This window comes from Kitasatospora sp. NPDC048296 (assembly GCF_043201815.1).
Classification (GTDB): domain Bacteria; phylum Actinomycetota; class Actinomycetes; order Streptomycetales; family Streptomycetaceae; genus Kitasatospora.
In genome coordinates this window covers 43,789-61,808 of sequence record NZ_JBICZB010000020.1, presented here as the reverse complement: position 1 = coordinate 61,808, position 18,020 = coordinate 43,789, and the positions used below count along the sequence as shown (strand labels likewise).

Genomic DNA, 18,020 nt, shown 5'->3' with positions numbered 1-18,020 from the left:
GTGGCCTTGGCGGATGGTAGCCGGTGGTTGTTACAACTTCCCCGGTTGGAGATAGGCCGGGCGGGCCCAGGCGATCTCGTCGATGGTGAGCCAGGCGGCCTCCGCGACGGCCGTCGGGGTCGTTCCGGCGAAGGTGGCGGTGTCGCGGTTCAGGTGGGACTGGTCGGCGTAGCCGGACTCGGCGGCGACCTGGCTGGGGCGCTGGCCGGCCGCCAGGCGGTGGGCGGCGTGGTCGAAGCGGATGAGCTGGGCGGCCCGCTTCGGGGTGAGGCCGAGCTGGGTGCGGAAGCGTGACCAGAGGCGTTTGCGGCTCCAGCCGGTCTCGGCGGCCAGGTCCTCGATCCGGACCGCGCCGGTGGTGCGCACCAACTTGCCCCAGGCGAAGCGGAGTTCGGGATCGACCGGGCGGCCTGCTTCGTACCGTCGGGCGAGTGCGGTGGCCGCCAGCGCGAAGCGGTCGTCCCAGGACGCGGTGGCGCGCAGCTGTTCCCGGATGCGGGTGGCCTCGCGTCCCCAGAGGTCGTCCAGGGAGACAAGCTCGGCCGGTGAGCCGAGCACGGCGTGGGCGACCAGCGGCGACAGCCGGATCTGGAGGCACTCGATGCCTTGGTTGTGCGTGCGGACGCCGCTGGCGCCGAGGCCGACGACCGCGGTGCCGTGCTGCCGTCCACCGGTGCTGTCCTCGACGGCGAGTATCCCGTCGCCGAAGTCGAGGGCCATGGTGACGGCCGGGTAGGGGACCACGTCCAGGTCGACCGGGGAGGTGGCGTGGTCGCTGAATCCGGCCATGCTGACCCCGCGCAGCGGGCCGGGCAGGGACGGGACGGCGACGTCCCAGAGCGCCGCGGTGGATTGCATGGCCGCAGGCTACGCGACATTCGTCCAAGACGGGGAGGCGCGGTGGCGAGCACGATCGTCCGCACACCCGACCGGAGAGGACCGTTCGTGATGACCGACCCGTACATCGAGGCCGTCGACGGAGCGGTACATCCGACTTCCCTCTGAGCGGTCGGCACTACTCATTTCATTCACTGGAGAACGCTCACATGTCCCGCCGTTCCAGCATCGCCACCCTCACGCTCTCCCTCGCCGTGACGCTCTCCGGCTGCTCGGCCATCGGTTCCGTGACGAACCCGACGGCCGACGCAAGCACCACGGCCAAGGCGGACCTGTTCACCGCGCCGGCCATCGACCAGGCCATCCAGGCGCTGGCCAAGAAGGTGGGCGCATCGCCGATGAAGGTCCTCGAGTTCAACGTGTACTCGAACCTCATCTCGGTCGAAGCCGCCGACCCCGCGAAGCCCAACGAGGTCAACAAGTTCACCTACCGAGACGGGAGCGTCGAGGACCCGCAGCCTGTCAAGCTCACCACCACCGGCAGCAAGGACCCCAGCGCCGCCCTCAAGGAGAACCTCTTCGACAGCACCGAGATCAAGCCCGAGGTGCTTGCCAAGCTGCTCGCCGAGGCGGCCGCCGCGTCGAAGATCGAGGGCGCCAAGACCGGCGGCCTCCTCGTCAAGCGCGATCTGCCGTTCTCGAACGACATCCAGATCCTCGTCAACGTCGACGGCACTCGCGCCGACAAGCAGGTCCGCGCGACGGTGGACGGCAAGATCACCGAAATCGTCTGACGTCACCTCAGGCTCGGTCACCGGGCGCGCACCGACGGACGGCGGCCTGCCCACGGGTGGGCGAGTTCGAGGGTGCGCGCCGCCCGGAGCAACAGGTCCTCGCGCCACGGGGCGGCCACCAGCTGGACGCCCACGGGCAGGCCGGTCGCCTCGTCGTGGTGCAGGGGGACGGAGATCGCGGGCTGGCCGGTCACGTTGAAAACCGAGGTGAACACGCCCATCGGGTAGCTGTTCAGCAGCGGCCGCAGCGGGTTCTCCTCGGTGCCCGTCCCGAAGCTGCCGACCAGCGGCGGGAGGCAGGCCATCGTGGGCGTCACGAGCAGGTCGAACCCGGCCACGAAGCCCTCCACGATCCGGCGGGAGAGCTGCTGGGTCCGCTGCACCGCCTGCGCGTAGGTCCAGGAGTCGACCGACTGGGCGGCCTCGCGCAGGGCGCGGTTGTGCGGCTCGATCCGGTCGGGGTGGGCGAGGGGGACACCGGCGGCGGCGGTGTTCCAGATCGCGGTGAAGGCCGCGACCAACTCCTCGGTCGGGGGTAGCGGCAGACGGGTGTCGACCACGTGGTGGCCGGCTGCTTCGAGGGCCCGCAGGGCGAGGTCGACGGCAGCCACGCAGGCCGGGTCGACGGGGATCCCCTCGACCGGGGAGTCGGTGAGCACGCCGATCCGCAGGCCGGCCGGCGGCTCGGCCGCGGCCAGGGCCGCGAAGGAGCCGGCCGGGGTCGGCTGCGACCACCAGGTGGCCGGGTCGTGCCGGGCAAGCACGTCGAGGGCGGCCGCGGTGTCGGCCACCGAGCGGGTCACCATCCCGCTGGTGGCCAGCCCCTCCACCAGGACGCTCGCGCCGCTGATCCGGCCCCTGGTCGGCTTGAGGCCGACAAGTCCGTTGCAGGAAGCCGGAATTCGGATCGACCCTCCCCCGTCCTCGGCGTGCGCGATCGGCGCCATCCCGGCCGCGACCGCCACGCCCGCCCCGCTCGACGAACCGCCCGGCGTACGGTCCGGCGCCCACGGGTTGCGCGAGATGCCCAGCGTCTCGCTCTCGGTGAAGGGCACCGCGCCGAACTCCGAGGTGGTGGTCTTACCGAGCAGCACGAACCCCGCGTCGACGAACCGCTGCACCACCGGGTCCGACGCCGCCGCCGGGGCCCGTCCGGCTCCGGCGGATCCGTACGTGGTGGGCCAACCCGCCACGTCCAGCAGGTCCTTGACGGGCAGCGGCACGCCGAGGAACGGCGGCAGCTCCTCGGGGGAGGCGGCGTGCACCACGGCATCGGCGGCTGCCGCGGCGGCCTTGCGGACGGCCTCGTCGTCCCGGTGGCAGAAGGCGTTCAGCTCAGGGTCCAGCTCGTCCATCCGCGCGAGGTAGCTGTCGGCCACCTCGACCGGGTTCACCTCCTTCCGCCGGATGGCAGCGGCGAGTTCGACGGCCTCGATGTACGGGTCGGTCATCACGAACGGTCCTCTCCGGTCGGGTGTGCGGACGATCGTGCTCGCCACCGCGCCTCCCCGTCTTGGACGAATGTCGCGTAGCCTGCGGCCATGCAATCCACCGCGGCGCTCTGCGACGTCGCCATCCCGTCCCTGCCCGGCCCGCTGCGCGGGGTCAGCATGGCCGGATTCAGCGACCACGCCACCTCCCCGGTCGACCTGGACGTGGTCCCCTACCCGGCCGTCACCATGGCCCTCGACCTCGGCGACGGGATACTCGCCGTCGAGGACAGCACCGGTGGACGGCAGCACGGCACCGCGGTCGTGCTGTGACCGAGAAGTTCGCCTGGGTGAGTGCGATCAGTCGGATCGCGCTGCTTTCCACATCCACGATGTTCGGCGGGGAAGATCGTCCAGTTCCCCACGGCCGGTGCACCAGAGAAGCACCTGGATGGGATCTCCAGGTGGGGCATCGGGGAACAACCGGTCGAGCACGGCCGCGCACAGCGGTGCCGGCGGCAGCCAGTCCACCGCCAGTCCCTGCGTGATGTCGTGGGTGTGCAGCAAGGTTTCGGCGACCCCCATCGCTGCGAAACCCTCGGGATCGCAGGGTCCCCAGTGCCAAGCTCGCAAGGTCGGGCCGGCTGTGGCCAAGGCGCCGCTGAGGAGCCGGCCGCAGGCGGTGACCGTCTGGAGTACCTCAGTTGGCGAGGCCGTGGGACGGACGGTCAGGTCGAACGGGAGGTAGGAGTCGGTGGGACGTGCTGCCAGCTGGCCGGCGTAGGCCAGCAGGTCGTGCGCGATGTGCGCCGCTGTCTCCCAGCAACTCCATTCCAGGGAACCCGCCGGGACTGTCCAGTCCTCCGCGGCATGAGGGCCCAGTGCCTTCAGTAGCTCTGTCACGGCAGTGTCGACGTCCCGGTAGTCCATGCGGGGCTCCTCGCGAGATTTGTGATGTGCAACTGGGTTGTGCCGGTGCCTCTGTTCACGCTGCTCGGGCTACGGGCCTGCCTCCCCAGCGGATGCCTTTCTCGCTGCGGATGCGGGCGCGTTCCTTGCGGTGGGCCGCGAGGACGTCGGGGTGGCGGGCGTTGGTGTTGCGCCAGCGCAGGCAGCGGTGCAGTTCGCGGGTCTGGACCGTGTGGTTCGGATGATTCGAGTTGGCGAGGGTGAACTGCCGCAGCGGTCCGAAGTGCGCCTCTATCGGGTTCGCCCAGGACGCGTTGGTCGGGGTGAAGCACAGGTGGACGTTGTTGTTCTTCGCCCAGCGGAGGATCTTCTTGCCGTTGTGGGCGGAGAGGTTGTCCAGGATCACGTGGACCGGGGCGCCGTCCGTCACGGCGGCGGCCTCGGCGTCGGTGAGCGGAAGGATGGTGACGTAGGAGGCGTCATCGCCGCCCGCCCAGTCGGTGAACTCGGTCCGGATCCAGGCAGAGCGCTGCCCGCAGGCCAGGCAGCGCCGGACCGAGACCGTGAAGTGCGAGTCCTGGACGACCGCCGTCTCGTGCGCGAAGCCCTCGCGCTGACGCCCCCACACCTTTTGCGCGTCCTCGCCGTAGCAGGCCGCGCAGCCGAACCCCGTGCCCGGCTCGTCCATCTCGTCCACTCCCCCGTTCCGCGACCCCGAGTCGTGGCTCCCGCGCAGGAAGTCGGCGGGCCCGACTTCCTGCGCGGCGGTCATCGTGCCATGGACCGGGAGACATCCCGTGCGTTCGCAGCCAACTGCGGGTCTGTCAGTTCCTCGTGCCCGACGACACCCGCACGCTCGGCGAGGGCCAGGATCGTCGCGACGAACCCTCGGAGAGCGCGCGGACGACACCGTGATTGGTCCGCTGGTACCAGGCCGGCAGCGCGCGGACGAACACCGCAGTGCGCGGCAGGGCCGGCCCGAAGCGGCGGCCGAGCACCTCCAGGCAGGCGCGGTGAACCTCGGCGAGCCAGGTGAGGGTGTCCGTCATGGCGGTCATCATGCCGTACGGACGCTGCCCGCTACGCCGGGCGGGTGGCCCCGATCTGCAGCAGGGTCGGCGTCCGGCGGCGCGGCATGCCCCGGTACGGGCAGTGCACCGCGTCCTCGTCTCCGGCCGCCCAGCCCCGCACCCACGGCGCCAGCGAGCCGTCGTCGATCCGCAGGGTGCCGTCCGGCAGCAGTCGGCCGACGGTGTTGGCGGGGTCGGACAGTGCCACCGTGCACTTGGCGACGGTGCCGTCGGCCCGGATCACCAGGGAGTTGGGGCGCGCGGCGTAGCAGACCTCAAAGCCGTCGGCGCGCGGCGCCGGAAGGCCCTGGTACGCGATGGCCGTGAGCCGGTCGAGGGTGTCGCGACGGGCTTGCGACGAGAGGATCTCCATCGTGCCGTCGTTCGCCCCGCCCAGCCGCTCCACCGGCTTGAGGTGCAGCGTGAAGCGCTCGTCCCGAAGGAAGGTGTCGCGCAACCGCGCCAGGAAGTCGGGCATCAGCGGCAGGTTGGCGGGGGTCAGGTGGACCCTCAGCAGCACGTCGACCGGCAGGCCGCCGTCCCTGATCGCCAGCAGGTTGCGCCAGATCCGGTCGAACGAGCCGTGGCCGTCCGCGCGGAGCCTGGTGGTGTCGTGCGCGGCAGCCGGGCCGTCCAGGGAGATCTGGTACTGCCCGACACCGAGGGCCGCGAGGTCACGGACGGCCTCGGCGTCGAGCAGATAGCCGTTGGTGGTCATGTTGGCGCGGTAGTCGAAGCCCGTCGGCCCTGCGGCCGACTCCGCGGCGTGGGCCGAGACTTCCTCGACGATGCCGCGTGCCAGCATCGGCTCCCCGCCGAACCAGGAGAGGTCCAGGCGCCGCAGACCGGCCGCGCGCCGGTCGATCAGCCGCTTGAGGGCAGTGACCGTGGCCTCGCCCATCCGCCCGACGCTGAAGTCCTCGTAGCAGTAGGTGCAGCGGAAGTTGCACTGCTCGGTGGGGAGGACGATCAGGTGCAGGATCTCGTTCGTCAGGGACGCCGCGAGCTGCTCCTGGAACGCCGGGGAGGTGCTCCGCCGCGTGCCGGGCGCGGTGGGGGTCTGCGTCATGGGTGTCGGTCCTCCTTGGACGAGGCCGTCCGGCTAGACCGCGAGGGGGCTGCCGCAGCCCTTGACGAGGTTGGGGCAGTTGTTGGTGACCCAGCCGCCGTGCGTCGGGGGGTCGATGGGAATGTTGCCGTCCGAGGGCGCGAACTGGGCCAGCTCTGGTGACAGGACGACGATGCGGCCTTGCTCGTCCAGTCGGACGTCGATGCCGCTCTTGCCGGGCTGCGGAGTGCTCATGGGGACTCTCCTTGCAGAGGATGTGCGGAGGATGGTTGCGCAGAACGCGCGAGGGCAGGCGCCCTCGTCGCGCCGACGACTCTTCCGCACCCCATCGACCTCTGCCACTCCTGGCGGGCCGCTCGGACGACGGGCCCTGGACCGCCGGCGCGGCTAGCCCGCCCGCGCGACCTCCGGGTTGTCGAGCAGCAGGTCGCGCCCGACCTCGCTGAGCGCGTGCCGGACCCGCTTGCCCTCCCGCTGGGTGGTGATCAGCCCGGCGGCGCGCAGGGCGGCGGCGTGCGCGGAGGCGGAGGGCGGGGTGATGCCGAGCAGCCGGGCGAGTTCGGTGGTGGAGCAGGGGCCGCCCTCGATGGCGCGCAGGGCGCGGGCGCGGGCGGGGCCCAGGACGGCGGTGAGGCCGTCGGCGGTCGGGGGCGTCGGCTTCGCCGTGGCGGCGCCCCGGGAACCGAGCGGGTGGACCAGCAGGCTCTGGCGGCCTTCGGCCACCAGCAGGCCGATGCCGTTCTGCACGAAGTAGTTGGGGCGCAGCTCCAGCCCGCGCCCGCCCAGCGTGAAGTCGCCCGACCAGTCGCCGAGGGAGCACTCCAGCACTCCTTCGTCGCGCCAGCGCGCGTTCGGGTGCAGCGAGTCGAGCATCGCGCCGATGCCGGCGCGGGCCGTGGTGCGGGCGCGCTCGGCGATGTCGGCCTCCAGCTGGCGGCGGATCTCCGGCCAGTCGGCGGCCAGGCAGGTGCGGAACAGGGCCCAGGCGCCGTCGGTGATCCGGCGCAGGCCGCGGGTGCCGTCGTCGCGCAACCGGGCGAGTGTGGCGGGCAGTTCGGCCTCGCTGCCGTACATGGCGAGGTCCTGCTCGAAGGTCTGCTGGGTGACGGCGAGGACGGCGTCGAGTTCGTCGGTGAGCTGGCGGCGGGCGGCCTCGAGGTCCGCGCCCATGAAGTTGGGGACGCCGGCGGTGCTGGCGTTGACCAGGTCGAGGAAGGGGGCGGCACGGTGCGGGACGTGCCGCCGGATCTCCCGCCACCAGCGGTCGCGCCGCAGTCCGAGGCACTCGTGCACACCTTGCCGGGCGGTGCCGGTCAGCAGGTGGTCGAGCGGTGAGACGGCGAAGCGGGTGTTGGCGAGGTCCGCGACACCGAACCTGAGTGCGAGCACGAACTCTCCCCGATTCCCCGCAACGCCCTGACCTGGCGCTTTCTTGACCTTTAGGCCCAGAGGCTAATGCATGGCCGCCCGCCCGCCGCGGTTGGCATCCTTCCCGGGGTCGGCGCTCCGGGGCCCCCACCACGAGGGGAGTGGGGGCCCCGGGACAATTCGTTCCGTAAACCGAACGAAGGAGCTCGGGCGCCGAACCGGGGCCGGTCAGTGCCCGTGGCCCAGCCGGTCACTGTCCGTGGCCCGGCGCCGGCTGTTCGGCCTCCTCGGCCAGATGCAGCCGCTGCTCGGCCCGGTGCTCCAGCAGGAGCACCGAGCGCACCGATCCGCCGTCCAGGGCGGTGTAGGAGTGCGGCAGCGAGGCGTCGAAGCCGACGTAGTCGCCCGGGCCGAGCTCGACCTCGCAGCGGCCCGCCCGGACGCGCAGCAGGCCGGCCTGGACGATGGTGTGCTCAGTGCCGGTGTGACCGCCGGAGATCTGGGTGCCGTCGGTGCGCACCTGCTGGTCATAGACCTCGAACACCGTGTCCCCGGCCTCGATTCGGCGCAGCGGGCGCAGATCGACGCCGCGTCCGCTCAGCACCTCGGCGTCGGCGGCCCGCACCACGGTCACCTCGCCGGAGGGCTGTCGCTCGACCAGGTCGGAGATCGGCACGCCGAGCACCCGGGAGAGCCCGAGCACGGTCTCCAGGGTCGGGTTCCCGGCGCCGGACTCCAGCTGGGAGAGGGTCGCCTTGCCGATGCCCGCGCGCCGGGACAGCTCGGACAGCGACAGCCCCCGCTGTGCCCGGACCCGCTTCAGGTTGGCGGCGAGGAGGCCCCGTACCGACCCCTCGGAGTTGTTCACGCTCGACCTCTTCTCTTCGGACCCTGTTCGATATACCGTACAAAACGCTTGTTACGTACCAGGCAGGTCAGCGTAGCCAAGCGCACCGCACCCCCGCCCTCATCTGGAGAGTCCGCAGTGACCGAGCCCACCGAGCCCATCAAGTACCGGAAGAACGGTCTCACCCGCGGGGTGACCGAGGAACTCGCCGAGAACATGAAGCAGGGCTGGGCCGACACCGAGCGCCACGGTCTGGAGCCGATCCCGCAGGCCCCGCACACCGGGCGCCGCCGGGCCGCGCTGTCCGCCGCCTTCCCCGGCGAGCTGCTGGTCGTCCCGTCCGGCAACCCCAAGGTGCGGGCCAATGACACCGACTACCCGTTCCGCCCGTCCTCCGACTACGTCTACCTGACCGGCGACCAGTCCCAGGACGGCGTGCTGGTGCTGGAGCCCACCGGGGCGAGCGGCCACCGGGCCGTGGTCTACCTGCGCGGCCGCTCCCGGACCGACAACGGCGAGTTCTGGCTGGACGGCCACGGCGAGCTGTGGGACGGCCGCCGCGACAGCCTGATCGAGAGCGAGCAGCTGCTCGGCCTGCCCTGCCGGGACGTGCGCACCGTGCGCGCCGACCTGGCGGCGGCCGCCGGCCCGGTGCGGGTGCTGCGCGGGCACGACGCGGGGGTGGAGGCGGCGCTCCGCGACCGGACGGATGCCGAGCAGGACGCCGAGTTCGAGGTCTTCCTCTCCGGACTGCGCCTGGTCAAGGACGAGTTCGAGATCGCCGAGCTGCGCTTCGCCTGCGACGCGACCGCGCGCGGCTTCGAGGACGTGGTGCGCGTCCTCGGCACCGACACCGAGACGCCGGAGCGGCTGATCGAGGGCACCTTCTTCCTCCGGGCCCGGATCGAGGGCAACGACGTCGGCTACAGCACCATCGCCGCGGCCGGTCCGCACGCCACCACCCTGCACTGGGTGCGCAACACCGGCCAGGCCCGCCCCGGCGACCTGTTGCTGCTCGACGCGGGCGTGGAGACCAACAACCTCTACACCGCCGACGTGACCCGCACCCTGCCGGTCTCCGGCCGCTTCACGGACCTCCAGCGCAAGGTCTACGACGCGGTGTTCTCCGCCCAGGAGGCCGGCATCGCCGCGGTCCGGCCCGGCGCGGACTTCCGCGACTTCCACCACGCCGCGCAGCGCGAGCTCGCCGAACACCTCACCTCCTGGGGCCTGTTCGGCGACCTGACCGCCGACAAGGTGTACGAGCTGGGCCTGCACCGCCGCTTCACCCTGGCCGGCACCGGCCACATGCTGGGCATCGACGTCCACGACTGCGCCCACTCGCGCACCGAGGAGCACGTCGACGGGCAGCTGCTGCCGGGCATGGTGCTCACCGTCGAGCCGGGCATCTACTTCCAGCCCAACGACCTGACGGTGCCGGAGGAGTACCGGGGCATCGGGGTGCGGATCGAGGACGACATCCTGGTCACCGAGGACGGCAACGAGAACCTCTCCGCCGCCCTCCCCCGCCGCTCGGACGAGGTCGAGGCCTGGCTGGCCGGGCTGCGCGGCTGACGCCGACAGCAGTACGGCACGCGTGCGGCACCCGGGACGCACCGTCCCGGGTGCCGCACCCACGGGGCTACTTCAGCTTGCCCAGCGCCTTGACCATCCGCTGAACGGCGCCCACGACCTCCTCGGCCGGGCGGGCGGTGAAGCAGAGCCGGTAGAAGCCCGGGACCGGGTTGTACATCACGCCGCCGGGCAGCAGGCTCACCTCAGTGGGCCTGGCGGCGAGGTAGCGGAACAGCCACTCCTCGTCCGGGTCGAGCCCGTCCGGCCCGATGACCGGCAGTTCGATGTGGTCATGGTCCGCGCGCCTGCCGAGGTACTCGGTCAGGTCGAGCCAGAAGAACATCGCGGAGTTGTCCCCGTCCCGGTGGACGTACTTGATCCCCGCCTTGTCCAGTGCGTCCTTGACGGCGCGGAAGCTGTCGCTGAGCAGCCCGGGGTACTTCTTCATCGCGTACGTCGTGTACCGCTCGCCGTTGTGGTGGGCGCTGAGCAACTCCCCGATGACGTAGGTCTTCAGCGAGTCGAACGGGGTGAACCACGGAAACTGGCGGGTGCGCTCGGCCGGATCGTTGCTGCCCAGCATGATCCGGTGCACCGCCGGGTTCTTGGAGACGACGAAGCCGGTGCGGAAGCCGGACAGCCCGAAGTCCTTGGCGAAGCCCCACACCACGTGGATCCGGTCGGCGAAGCCCGAGTACGCCCGCAGGGTCACCGCGCTGGTGAACGGCGTCTTGGCGGTGTCGAGTTGGGAGTGGCAGTAGATCTCGTCCGAGATGATGTGCATGTCGGTGTAGGCCATCACCCAGGCGTAGATCTCTTCGAGCAGCTTCTTGTCGTAGTTGACGCCCAGCGGGTTGTGCGGGTTGGTGAGGACGAGCAGCCGCGGACGGTGGCCGGCCTTCTGCCGCGCCTCGTAGGTCTCGACGAGCCGGTCCAGGGTGAGCCGGTACCGGTCCTTGCCCTCGGTTGGCAGGTTCACCGGGACGCACTTCAGCTTGGGCCGCTCCTCGAAGGACCAGTTGAAGCCCTGCCAGTACGGCGCCGGGATCAGCACCTCGTCCTTCGGCTTGAGCGCCGGCGTGCCCGTGCCCTTGCGCATCAGCCCGAAGGCGATGCACTCCAGCGCGGAGGAGACCCCGGCGCAGCCGAAGACGTCGTTCTCCGCGACGGCGCGGCCGAACGCCTGGCCGAGCAGGTCCGCGACCTGCCGGCGCAGCTGCGGGATGCCGGCCGGGGCCATGTACTGGATGTTCCGCTCGGGGATCAGCCGTATCTTCTTGAAGACGTCCGCGTCCATCGACTGCTGGTACAGCAGGACGTTCTCCGCGACGGACAGGTTGATCGCGGTGTCCGGCGCCAGGTGCTGGTGGTAGAAGGCGAGGGCCTGCTCGAAGTCGGTCAGGCCGGCGAGGACGTCGGCGGCCGCATCGGGCGCCGCGAGCTTGAGGTCGTTCTCGGTCATGGTCATGGTGGTCCCCTGTCGGGTGGGCGGGTTCGATCACGTGACGGAACGTAGTCGTACGCACACGCGTCGTCCTCAGCGGACCACGCCCCGAGGACGGCCGCCAGCGCGCGGCGGCCGTCCGAATGGGAACGCTCAGGCGGGCAACGGCTTGACCCAGCGGCTCCACTGCGGTTCGGGCCGGTAGCCCGCGGCCTGCCAGGTGCGGTGGCCGAGGGCGTTGTCGTCCAGCACCATGGCGTCGGCCCGGCGGCCGCCGAGCGCGGCGAAGCGCTCCTCGGCGGCGGCCAGCAGCGCGGCGCCGATGCCCCGGCGGCGGTGCTCGGGGTCGACGGCGAGGCGGTAGAGGTGGCAGCGCCAGCCGTCCCAGCCGGCGATCACGGTGCCGAGCGGGGTCTTCGGGTCGTCGGCCGGGGTGGCGACGATCAGGCAGTCCGGGTCCCGGGCGAGCAGCGCCGCCACGCCCGCCTCGTCGTCGGTGATGCTGGCGCCCTTGGCGGCCCTCGCCCAGAGGGCGAGCAGGGCGGGGATCTCGTCGGGGGTGGCGGTGCGCAGCGCTATCCGTGCGGGCAGAGCGGTCTGTTCGGTCATGACGGCCTGTCTAGCAGTCTGATTCGTCGCGCTGCCGGGAATTCCGGCTCCTGGACGGTCAGCCCAGGCGCCACACCGTGGTGGTCTTCACCGCCGTGTCCTCCAGGTCCGCCACCACCGGCACCTGGTAGGCCGCCACCGCCGTGAACCGCTCCCGCGGCAGGTAGGCCCGCCCCGGGTCCCCGACGATCACGGTGGCCCCGCGCGCCGCGGCCCGTTCCAGGAACGGCAGGAACCGCGCGGCCATGGCCCGTTCGTAGAACACGTCCCCGGCCAGCACCACCTCGGCCGGCGCGCCGTCCCCGTCCACCAGGTCCACCAGCGCGCCGTCCACCCGCACGCCGTTGGCCTCGGCGTTCAGGCCGATCGCGGCCACCGCGTAGGCGTCGATCTCGGCCGCCCGAACGGACGTGGCGCCGCGCAGCGCGGCCGCCACCCCGACCAGTCCGGACCCGGCCGCGATGTCCAGCACCGCGCGCCCGTCGACCAGTTCGGGGTGGTCCAGGACGTAGCGCGCGACCGCCACCCCGCCGGCCCAGGCGAACGCCCAGAACGGCGGCGGCAGTCCGACCTCGCCGCGCTCGCGCTCGGTGGTCTCCCACAGGGCGATCGCCTCCTGCGCCATGTGGAGGCGGATCTCGGGCACGAAGGGGACGGGCGACAGCGCGGTCTCCCGCCGGATGAAGGCGAGGTCGGCGTCCACCTGAAGAGTTCGCAGCTCAGTCGGCATGCCCGCAGCATAGGGCCACGGCGGCGGACCGATGCCCGACCGGCGGCCTTCAGGTTGGCCCCTCTCCTCAGGGTCCGGGAAGCTCCGGGCCGCATCACAGTCCGGGAAGCTCCGGGCCGCATCACGATCCGGATACGCCGAACGGGGTCGCGGCTGGACGTCCCACGGGATGGCCGTCTACATTTCTGTAGACGTCGGAGGCGCACGGCATCACCCCCCGGACAGCCGTGCGCCTCCGACCTCCTGTCGGCTACCGCGGCGCTCGTCGGCGTCCCACCGGCTCAACCGCGCTCGTCGACCACCCGCTTGATCTTCCCGACCGAGCGCTCCAGCGTGTACGGCTCCACCACCTCGGCCGCGACCGTCACGCCCACGCCGTCCTTCACCGCGCGGACGATGGCCGCCCGCGCCGCCTCCCGCTGCTCGGCCGGCGCCTCCGGGCGGGCCTCCACCCGCACCGTCATGTGGTCCAGCCGCCCCTGCCGGGTCAGCCGCAGCTGGAAGTGCGGGGCGACGCCCGGGGTGCGCAGCAGGATCTCCTCGATCTGGGTCGGGAAGACGTTCACCCCGCGCAGGATGATCATGTCGTCGCTGCGCCCGGTGACCTTCTCCATCCGCCGGAAGGACGGCCGCGCGGTGCCGGGCAGCAGCCGGCTGAGGTCGCGGGTGCGGTAGCGGATGACCGGCAGGGCCTCCTTGGTGAGCGAGGTGAAGACCAGCTCGCCGCCCTCGCCCTCCGGCAGCACCTGGTCGGTGAAGGGGTCGACGACCTCCGGGTAGAAGTGGTCCTCCCAGATGTGCAGTCCGTCCTTGGTCTCCACGCACTCCTGGGCGATGCCGGGGCCGACCACCTCGGAGAGGCCGTAGATGTCGACGGCGTGCAGGTCGAGCCGGTCCTCGATCTCGCGCCGCATCTCCTCGGTCCAGGGCTCGGCGCCGAAGATGCCGACCTTCAGCGAGCTGGCTCGCGGGTCGACGCCCTGCTTCTCGAACTCGTCCAGCAGGGTCAGCAGGTAGGACGGGGTGACCATGATGATCTCGGGCCGGAAGTCCTGGATCAGCTGGACCTGGCGGGCGGTCATGCCGCCGGAGGCCGGGATGACGGTGCAGCCGGCCCGCTCGGCGCCGTAGTGCGCACCCAGCCCCCCGGTGAACAGCCCGTAGCCGTAGGCGATGTGCACCTTGTCGCCGGGCCGGCCGCCGGCCGCTCGGATCGAGCGGGCGACCACGTCGGCCCACATGGACAGGTCGTTCTCGGTGTAGCCGACCACGGTCGGGCGCCCGGTGGTGCCGCTGGAGGCGTGGATCCGGCGGACCCGCTCCATCGGGACGGCGAACATGCCGAAGGGGTAGCCCTCGCGCAGGTCGGCCTTGGTGGTGAAGGGGAAGCGGGCGAGGTCGTCCAGGGTGCGGCAGTCCTCAGGGCGCACGCCGGCCGCGTCGAACTTGCGGCGGTAGAGCTCGACGTTGTCGTACGCGTGCCGCAGGGTGGCCCGGAGCCGGTCGAGCTGGTTGGCGCGCAGTTCGTCGACGCTCATCCGCTCCCCGGCGTCCAGGAGTGCGGGTGGAATCGGCTCCCCCAGACGTCGACGCGGGTCGGGTGCGCTGGCGGTCATCGTCGCTCCTTCGCAGGTCGGCCGATCCGGGAGGCCCAACCGATCGTTCGGTCAGGGCAAGCCCAGGCCAAGTAATCCAGCACCCGAACCACCTGTCAAGGGATCGCGCAAGGGTCCCGGAATGTGAAGTTCCGGCACCTTCGTACCGGGATCGCTCCACCCGCTTGGCTGGCCAATATGAAAATCATTACGGAATTTTGACCCGTAGGCGGCCGCTTCCGGCCCGGACGCATGGTTCAGTAGTGCGGCTTCTCCCCTGCACCCCGGAGTGATCACCTTGGCCTCGACTCCTGCGCTGGTCAGCGCGCTGCGCGAGCTCGGCGACCGGCCCGCCGTCGTCGCCGACGGGCGCGCGATCAGCGGCATCGGCCTGCTGCTCGGCGTCTCCCCGCCGGGCGGCCTGCCCCGGGCCCTCGCCGAACGCGTCGCCGAGCACGCCGCGCTGCCGCCCTCCGCCGCCCGCACCGCCGAACAGCGGCTCCGGCACTGGGCGGGCGTCCTCGGCCCGCCGCCGATCCGGCACACCGTGCTGCACCCCGCCACCGACCTCGCCGTCGAACTCGCCCTGGCCACCCTGCTGGCCGGCGGCACCGTGCACTGCGCCGACCCCGAACAGCGGGCCGACGAGCAGCTCGCCGCCCTCGCCGCCAACGGCACCACCCACCTCAGCCTGCCCTCCGCCCTGCTCTGGCGGCTCAGCCGGCAGCCCGGCCTCACCAAGCACGACCTCAGCGCGCTGCGGCTGGTCCTGCACGTCGGACCCGAGCCCCGCCAGGACGACGTGTACGCCGCCGTCGACGCGCTCGGCGCCGTCCTCGCCCACGTCCGCGCCCCGCACAGCCAGGCCGAGGCCGCCGACCGCCGGCTGCGCGCCGACGCGCAGGCCGCCACCGCCGCCGCCTGGAAGCACAGCATCGGCGTCACCGCCGAGCAGGTCACCGAGTTCGGCGCCCACCTCGACCGGGCCGTCCTCACCTCGCTGCTGCACGCCCTCCAGCAGGCCGGCGTCCTCACCGACCCCGCGCACGGCTGCTCCGAGCCCGAGCTCCTCGCCACCGCCCTGGTCACCCCCGCCCAGCGCCCCCGGGTCGGCCGCTGGCTGGACGCCCTCGCCCGGCACGGCCTGATCGCCTGCCAGGACGGCGGCGCCCAGGGCCCGACCTTCCACGGCGCGCCCGAACTCACCGCCGCCGAGGTCCGCGACGCCTGGCGCCCCGCCGTCGAGGCCTGGGCCGACGGGCTCGGCCCGGCCGCCGCCCTCGACCGGGCACGGCGCGGCGCGCTGCGGCTGCCCCGGCTGATCACCGGCGAGGAGGCGCCCCGTCCGGCCGCCGCCCCGGTCCGCTGGGCCGCCTCCCGCGGCTACCTCGGCGCCGCCGTCGGCGCCCTGGTGCGCGGCACCGCCGAGGCCCACGACGGGACGGAGCCGCTGCGGGTGCTCGAACTCGACCGCGACGGCGCCGAGACCGCGATCACCCGCGCCCTGGCCGCCCGCCCCCGGCAGAACGCCGAGCACCACCTCGCCCCCGACGGCGGCCGCTACGACGTCGTGGTCGCCACCGCGACCGGACGGCCCGAGGAGGAGGTCCCGGCCCTGGTCGACCTGCTCTCCCCCGGCGGACGGCTGCTGCTGCTCGCGCCCACCGTCGAACAACTCGACGTGCTGATCACCGGCGACGCGCGCGGCCTGACCGCCCACCCGGCCGAACGCTGGCGGACCGCGCTCACCGCGGCCGGCTGCCCGACCGTGCTCACGCTGCCGGAGGACGGGCACCCGATGGGGCTGCTGGGACAGCGGCTGTTCGCCGCCCGAGTGGACTGACGCCGAGCCACGGCTGCCGAGCCGCGGCTACCATCAGGCCCATGGTCGCTTCCGTGCGCTCGATCCGCTCCCGGGCCTCACTGGGCTCGATCGCCTCCGTCGGTTCCATCGGCTCGCTGCTGTCGATCGGCTCGGTCGGCTCGGTGCTCTCCGTCGGGTCGGTCGGCAGCGTGCTGTCGATCGGCTCGGCCGGCTCGGTCTTCAGCGCGCTGTCGGCGTGCTCCTGGCTGAGCGTCGGCTCGCTGCTGTCGGTGCGCTCGCGCTGGTCGGTACGGGGACTCCGGGCGGTGCGCTCCTTCCGGGCGCTGCGCCCGGCCGGGCCGTGCGGTCAGCTGGTGGGCAGGGGGCCGCGCCCGGGTCGCGGGCCGTCCGGGAGCGGGCGGTGACGGTCCGGCACCCGGATGCGGGCGACCCGTGAGCGACTCGTGAAGCCCGGATCACACGCCACCACCCGATCCGTACCATTTCGATACCGAAGCCCGGATGAGCTGCGGGAATCCTCGCCCCGCAGGGCGGTCCCCGGGTAGGCTCCGGCATGTCCTCCGGGCCCTCGCGCGGGCGGCCCTCGCGCCGCCCGTGCCGCGTTCCGGGGGCACCTCCCCGCGGGCCATTCGGTGGGCTCCGCGCACTCGACACCGCGCGCCAGGGCAGTCGCGCGAACGGCGAAGGGCATCGCATTGGCGGATCGGCTCACCGGAGGAGACTCCTCGCTGCTGCGGCGGATCAACGCCGCGGTCACCCTTCGGGCGCTGCGGGCCGGCCACTCCGTGACCCTCACTCAGCTCGTCGGCGAGACCGGGCTCTCCCGGCCGACCGTCGAGGGCGTGATCGAGGGTCTGGTCGAGACCGGACTGGTGGCCGAGGTCGAACAGCCCCGCGAGGACGGCCAGTCGGGCACCGGCCGCCGCGGCCGCCCGGCCCGCTGGTTCCGCTTCCGCGCCGAGGCCGGGCACATCCTCGGCATCGAGATCGGTGTGCACGACATCCGGGTCATCCTCGCCGACCTCACCGGCGAGGTGGTGGGCAGTCACTTCAAGCCGGTGGACGAGACCCTGGACGCCGAGGACCGGCTCTCCGCCGTCCGCACCGCCGTCGCCGAGGTGCTGCGCAAGGCCGGGATCTCCCGGGACAACCTGTGGGCCGTCGGCATCGGCACCCCTGGCATCGTGGACCGCGAGGGCACCGTCCAGCTCGGCACCGCGATGCCCGGCTGGACCGGCCTGGACCTCGGCGCCCGGCTGCGGCGCTCGTTCCGCTGCCCGGTCCTGATCGAGAACGACGCCAACCTCGCCGCCATCGCCGAGCACTGGCAGGGCGCGGCACTCGGCGCCGACGACGTGGTCTTCGTGATGGCGGGCCTGAGCCCCGGCGCCGGCTCGCTGATCAACGGCAAGCTGCACCGCGGCTACGGCGGCGCGGCCGGCGAGATCGGCGCGCTGCACCTGCTCGGCCAGGAGGTCACCCCGGAGAGGCTGCTCTCCACCACCGGCAAGCCGCTCAACCCGCTGGACGAGGCGGCGGTCGCCCGGGTGCTGCGGCTGGCCCGGGAGGGCGACGAGGTGGCCAAGGTCGCCATGGACCGCTTCCTGACCCGCCTGGTGCAGGGCGTCGCGGCGCTGGTGCTGGCCATCGACCCGCAGCTGGTGGTGATCGGCGGCTGGGCCGCCGGACTGGACGGCGTGCTGGAGCCGCTGCGCGAGCGGCTGGCCCAGTTCACCCTGCGCGCCCCCGAGGTGGCGCTGGCGGCGCTGGGTTCGGAGGTCGTCGCGATGGGTGCCCTGCGGGTCGCCCTGGACCACGTCGAGGACCAGCTCTTCGCCGTCGACCCGCCCCGTCTCTGACCGGCTCCGGGCCCGGACCCCCTACCCCCTCAACGGCAACGGCAACGGCAACGGCAACG

Annotated in this window: 18 protein-coding genes and 1 pseudogene; 6 read left to right on the top strand and 13 right to left on the bottom strand. The window is 72.5% G+C overall.

Going from position 1 to position 18,020, the window contains the following annotated elements; genetic code table 11:
- Positions 1-30 precede the first annotated feature (30 nt).
- Positions 31-858: a helix-turn-helix domain-containing protein gene (locus ACGF12_RS14850; RefSeq protein WP_393028805.1), complete on the bottom strand. Its 828-nt coding sequence runs from the start codon at positions 856-858 to the stop codon at positions 31-33.
- Between the two features lie 188 nt (positions 859-1,046).
- Between ACGF12_RS14850 and ACGF12_RS14845 the strand changes: the two genes are divergently transcribed.
- Positions 1,047-1,631: a hypothetical protein gene (locus tag ACGF12_RS14845; RefSeq protein ID WP_393028803.1), complete on the top strand. Its 585-nt coding sequence runs from the start codon at positions 1,047-1,049 to the stop codon at positions 1,629-1,631.
- A 17-nt stretch (positions 1,632-1,648) separates the two neighbouring features.
- Here ACGF12_RS14845 and ACGF12_RS14840 read toward each other — a convergent pair whose 3' ends face one another.
- Positions 1,649-3,082 (bottom strand): amidase, encoded by a 1,434-nt coding sequence (locus ACGF12_RS14840; RefSeq protein WP_393028801.1) that lies wholly within the window; start codon positions 3,080-3,082, stop codon positions 1,649-1,651.
- A gap of 90 nt (positions 3,083-3,172) precedes the next feature.
- Between ACGF12_RS14840 and ACGF12_RS14835 the strand changes: the two genes are divergently transcribed.
- Positions 3,173-3,394 carry a hypothetical protein gene (locus ACGF12_RS14835; RefSeq protein WP_393028799.1) on the top strand — a complete coding sequence of 74 codons (222 nt, stop codon included), beginning with the start codon at positions 3,173-3,175 and terminating at the stop codon, positions 3,392-3,394.
- Between the two features lie 27 nt (positions 3,395-3,421).
- Here ACGF12_RS14835 and ACGF12_RS14830 read toward each other — a convergent pair whose 3' ends face one another.
- The 7 genes and pseudogenes from ACGF12_RS14830 to ACGF12_RS14800 form a co-directional block, all read right to left on the bottom strand.
- Positions 3,422-3,991, bottom strand: coding sequence for a maleylpyruvate isomerase N-terminal domain-containing protein (locus ACGF12_RS14830; RefSeq protein WP_393028798.1), 570 nt, complete (start codon positions 3,989-3,991; stop codon positions 3,422-3,424).
- Between the two features lie 55 nt (positions 3,992-4,046).
- A pseudogene (locus ACGF12_RS14825) lies at positions 4,047-4,406 on the bottom strand (transposase); the annotation flags it as partial.
- A 388-nt stretch (positions 4,407-4,794) separates the two neighbouring features.
- Positions 4,795-5,019, bottom strand: a complete 225-nt coding sequence (locus ACGF12_RS14820) for a hypothetical protein (protein WP_393028796.1) — start codon at positions 5,017-5,019, stop codon at positions 4,795-4,797.
- 31 nt (positions 5,020-5,050) lie between these two features.
- Positions 5,051-6,109 (bottom strand): radical SAM protein, encoded by a 1,059-nt coding sequence (locus ACGF12_RS14815; protein ID WP_393028794.1) that lies wholly within the window; start codon positions 6,107-6,109, stop codon positions 5,051-5,053.
- Between the two features lie 33 nt (positions 6,110-6,142).
- Complete coding sequence (locus tag ACGF12_RS14810; RefSeq protein WP_393028792.1) at positions 6,143-6,343, bottom strand: hypothetical protein; 201 nt, start codon at positions 6,341-6,343, stop codon at positions 6,143-6,145.
- A gap of 153 nt (positions 6,344-6,496) precedes the next feature.
- Entirely contained in the window at positions 6,497-7,498 is a 1,002-nt protein-coding gene (locus ACGF12_RS14805) for a winged helix-turn-helix domain-containing protein (RefSeq protein WP_393028790.1), read from the bottom strand.
- Positions 7,499-7,727: 229 nt separating this feature from the next.
- Positions 7,728-8,345 carry a helix-turn-helix domain-containing protein gene (locus ACGF12_RS14800; RefSeq protein ID WP_393028788.1) on the bottom strand — a complete coding sequence of 206 codons (618 nt, stop codon included), beginning with the start codon at positions 8,343-8,345 and terminating at the stop codon, positions 7,728-7,730.
- Positions 8,346-8,462: 117 nt separating this feature from the next.
- Here ACGF12_RS14800 and ACGF12_RS14795 point away from each other — a divergent pair, with 117 nt between their 5' ends.
- A complete protein-coding gene (locus ACGF12_RS14795; RefSeq protein WP_393028786.1) occupies positions 8,463-9,899 on the top strand; it encodes an aminopeptidase P family protein in 1,437 nt (478 codons plus the stop codon).
- A gap of 67 nt (positions 9,900-9,966) precedes the next feature.
- Here the strand turns inward: ACGF12_RS14795 and ACGF12_RS14790 are convergent, their stop codons facing one another.
- The 4 genes from ACGF12_RS14790 to paaK all read right to left on the bottom strand — a co-directional run bounded on the left by ACGF12_RS14790 (position 9,967) and on the right by paaK (position 14,298).
- Positions 9,967-11,367 carry a pyridoxal phosphate-dependent aminotransferase gene (locus tag ACGF12_RS14790; protein ID WP_393028784.1) on the bottom strand — a complete coding sequence of 467 codons (1,401 nt, stop codon included), beginning with the start codon at positions 11,365-11,367 and terminating at the stop codon, positions 9,967-9,969.
- Between the two features lie 129 nt (positions 11,368-11,496).
- Positions 11,497-11,952, bottom strand: coding sequence for a GNAT family N-acetyltransferase (locus ACGF12_RS14785; protein ID WP_393028782.1), 456 nt, complete (start codon positions 11,950-11,952; stop codon positions 11,497-11,499).
- Positions 11,953-12,010: 58 nt separating this feature from the next.
- The gene (locus ACGF12_RS14780; RefSeq protein ID WP_393028780.1) at positions 12,011-12,682 is read right to left on the bottom strand and encodes a class I SAM-dependent methyltransferase; all 672 of its coding nucleotides are present in this window, start codon (positions 12,680-12,682) and stop codon (positions 12,011-12,013) included.
- Between the two features lie 281 nt (positions 12,683-12,963).
- On the bottom strand, positions 12,964-14,298 hold the full coding sequence (paaK, locus tag ACGF12_RS14775) for a phenylacetate--CoA ligase PaaK (RefSeq protein ID WP_393028778.1): 1,335 nt from the start codon (positions 14,296-14,298) through the stop codon (positions 12,964-12,966).
- 277 nt (positions 14,299-14,575) lie between these two features.
- Between paaK and ACGF12_RS14770 the strand changes: the two genes are divergently transcribed.
- From ACGF12_RS14770 to ACGF12_RS14760, 3 genes are all read left to right on the top strand, one after another.
- Positions 14,576-16,120: a hypothetical protein gene (locus ACGF12_RS14770; RefSeq protein WP_393028776.1), complete on the top strand. Its 1,545-nt coding sequence runs from the start codon at positions 14,576-14,578 to the stop codon at positions 16,118-16,120.
- Positions 16,121-16,161: 41 nt separating this feature from the next.
- Complete coding sequence (locus tag ACGF12_RS14765; RefSeq protein WP_393028774.1) at positions 16,162-16,506, top strand: hypothetical protein; 345 nt, start codon at positions 16,162-16,164, stop codon at positions 16,504-16,506.
- A 291-nt stretch (positions 16,507-16,797) separates the two neighbouring features.
- Positions 16,798-17,961, top strand: coding sequence for an ROK family protein (locus ACGF12_RS14760; RefSeq protein ID WP_393028772.1), 1,164 nt, complete (start codon positions 16,798-16,800; stop codon positions 17,959-17,961).
- Positions 17,962-18,020 lie beyond the last annotated feature (59 nt).

Coding starts and splice junctions, on each gene's coding strand:
- ACGF12_RS14850 (WP_393028805.1), bottom strand. CDS start 858: ATGCAATCCACCGCGGCGCTCTGGGACGTCGCCGTCCCGTCCCTGCCC.
- ACGF12_RS14820 (WP_393028796.1), bottom strand. CDS start 5,019: ATGACGGACACCCTCACCTGGCTCGCCGAGGTTCACCGCGCCTGCCTG.
- ACGF12_RS14765 (WP_393028774.1), top strand. CDS start 16,162: ATGGTCGCTTCCGTGCGCTCGATCCGCTCCCGGGCCTCACTGGGCTCG.
- ACGF12_RS14810 (WP_393028792.1), bottom strand. CDS start 6,343: ATGAGCACTCCGCAGCCCGGCAAGAGCGGCATCGACGTCCGACTGGAC.
- ACGF12_RS14835 (WP_393028799.1), top strand. CDS start 3,173: ATGCAATCCACCGCGGCGCTCTGCGACGTCGCCATCCCGTCCCTGCCC.
- paaK (WP_393028778.1), bottom strand. CDS start 14,298: ATGACCGCCAGCGCACCCGACCCGCGTCGACGTCTGGGGGAGCCGATT.
- ACGF12_RS14840 (WP_393028801.1), bottom strand. CDS start 3,082: ATGACCGACCCGTACATCGAGGCCGTCGAACTCGCCGCTGCCATCCGG.
- ACGF12_RS14780 (WP_393028780.1), bottom strand. CDS start 12,682: ATGCCGACTGAGCTGCGAACTCTTCAGGTGGACGCCGACCTCGCCTTC.
- ACGF12_RS14815 (WP_393028794.1), bottom strand. CDS start 6,109: ATGACGCAGACCCCCACCGCGCCCGGCACGCGGCGGAGCACCTCCCCG.
- ACGF12_RS14830 (WP_393028798.1), bottom strand. CDS start 3,991: ATGGACTACCGGGACGTCGACACTGCCGTGACAGAGCTACTGAAGGCA.
- ACGF12_RS14790 (WP_393028784.1), bottom strand. CDS start 11,367: ATGACCATGACCGAGAACGACCTCAAGCTCGCGGCGCCCGATGCGGCC.
- ACGF12_RS14845 (WP_393028803.1), top strand. CDS start 1,047: ATGTCCCGCCGTTCCAGCATCGCCACCCTCACGCTCTCCCTCGCCGTG.
- ACGF12_RS14785 (WP_393028782.1), bottom strand. CDS start 11,952: ATGACCGAACAGACCGCTCTGCCCGCACGGATAGCGCTGCGCACCGCC.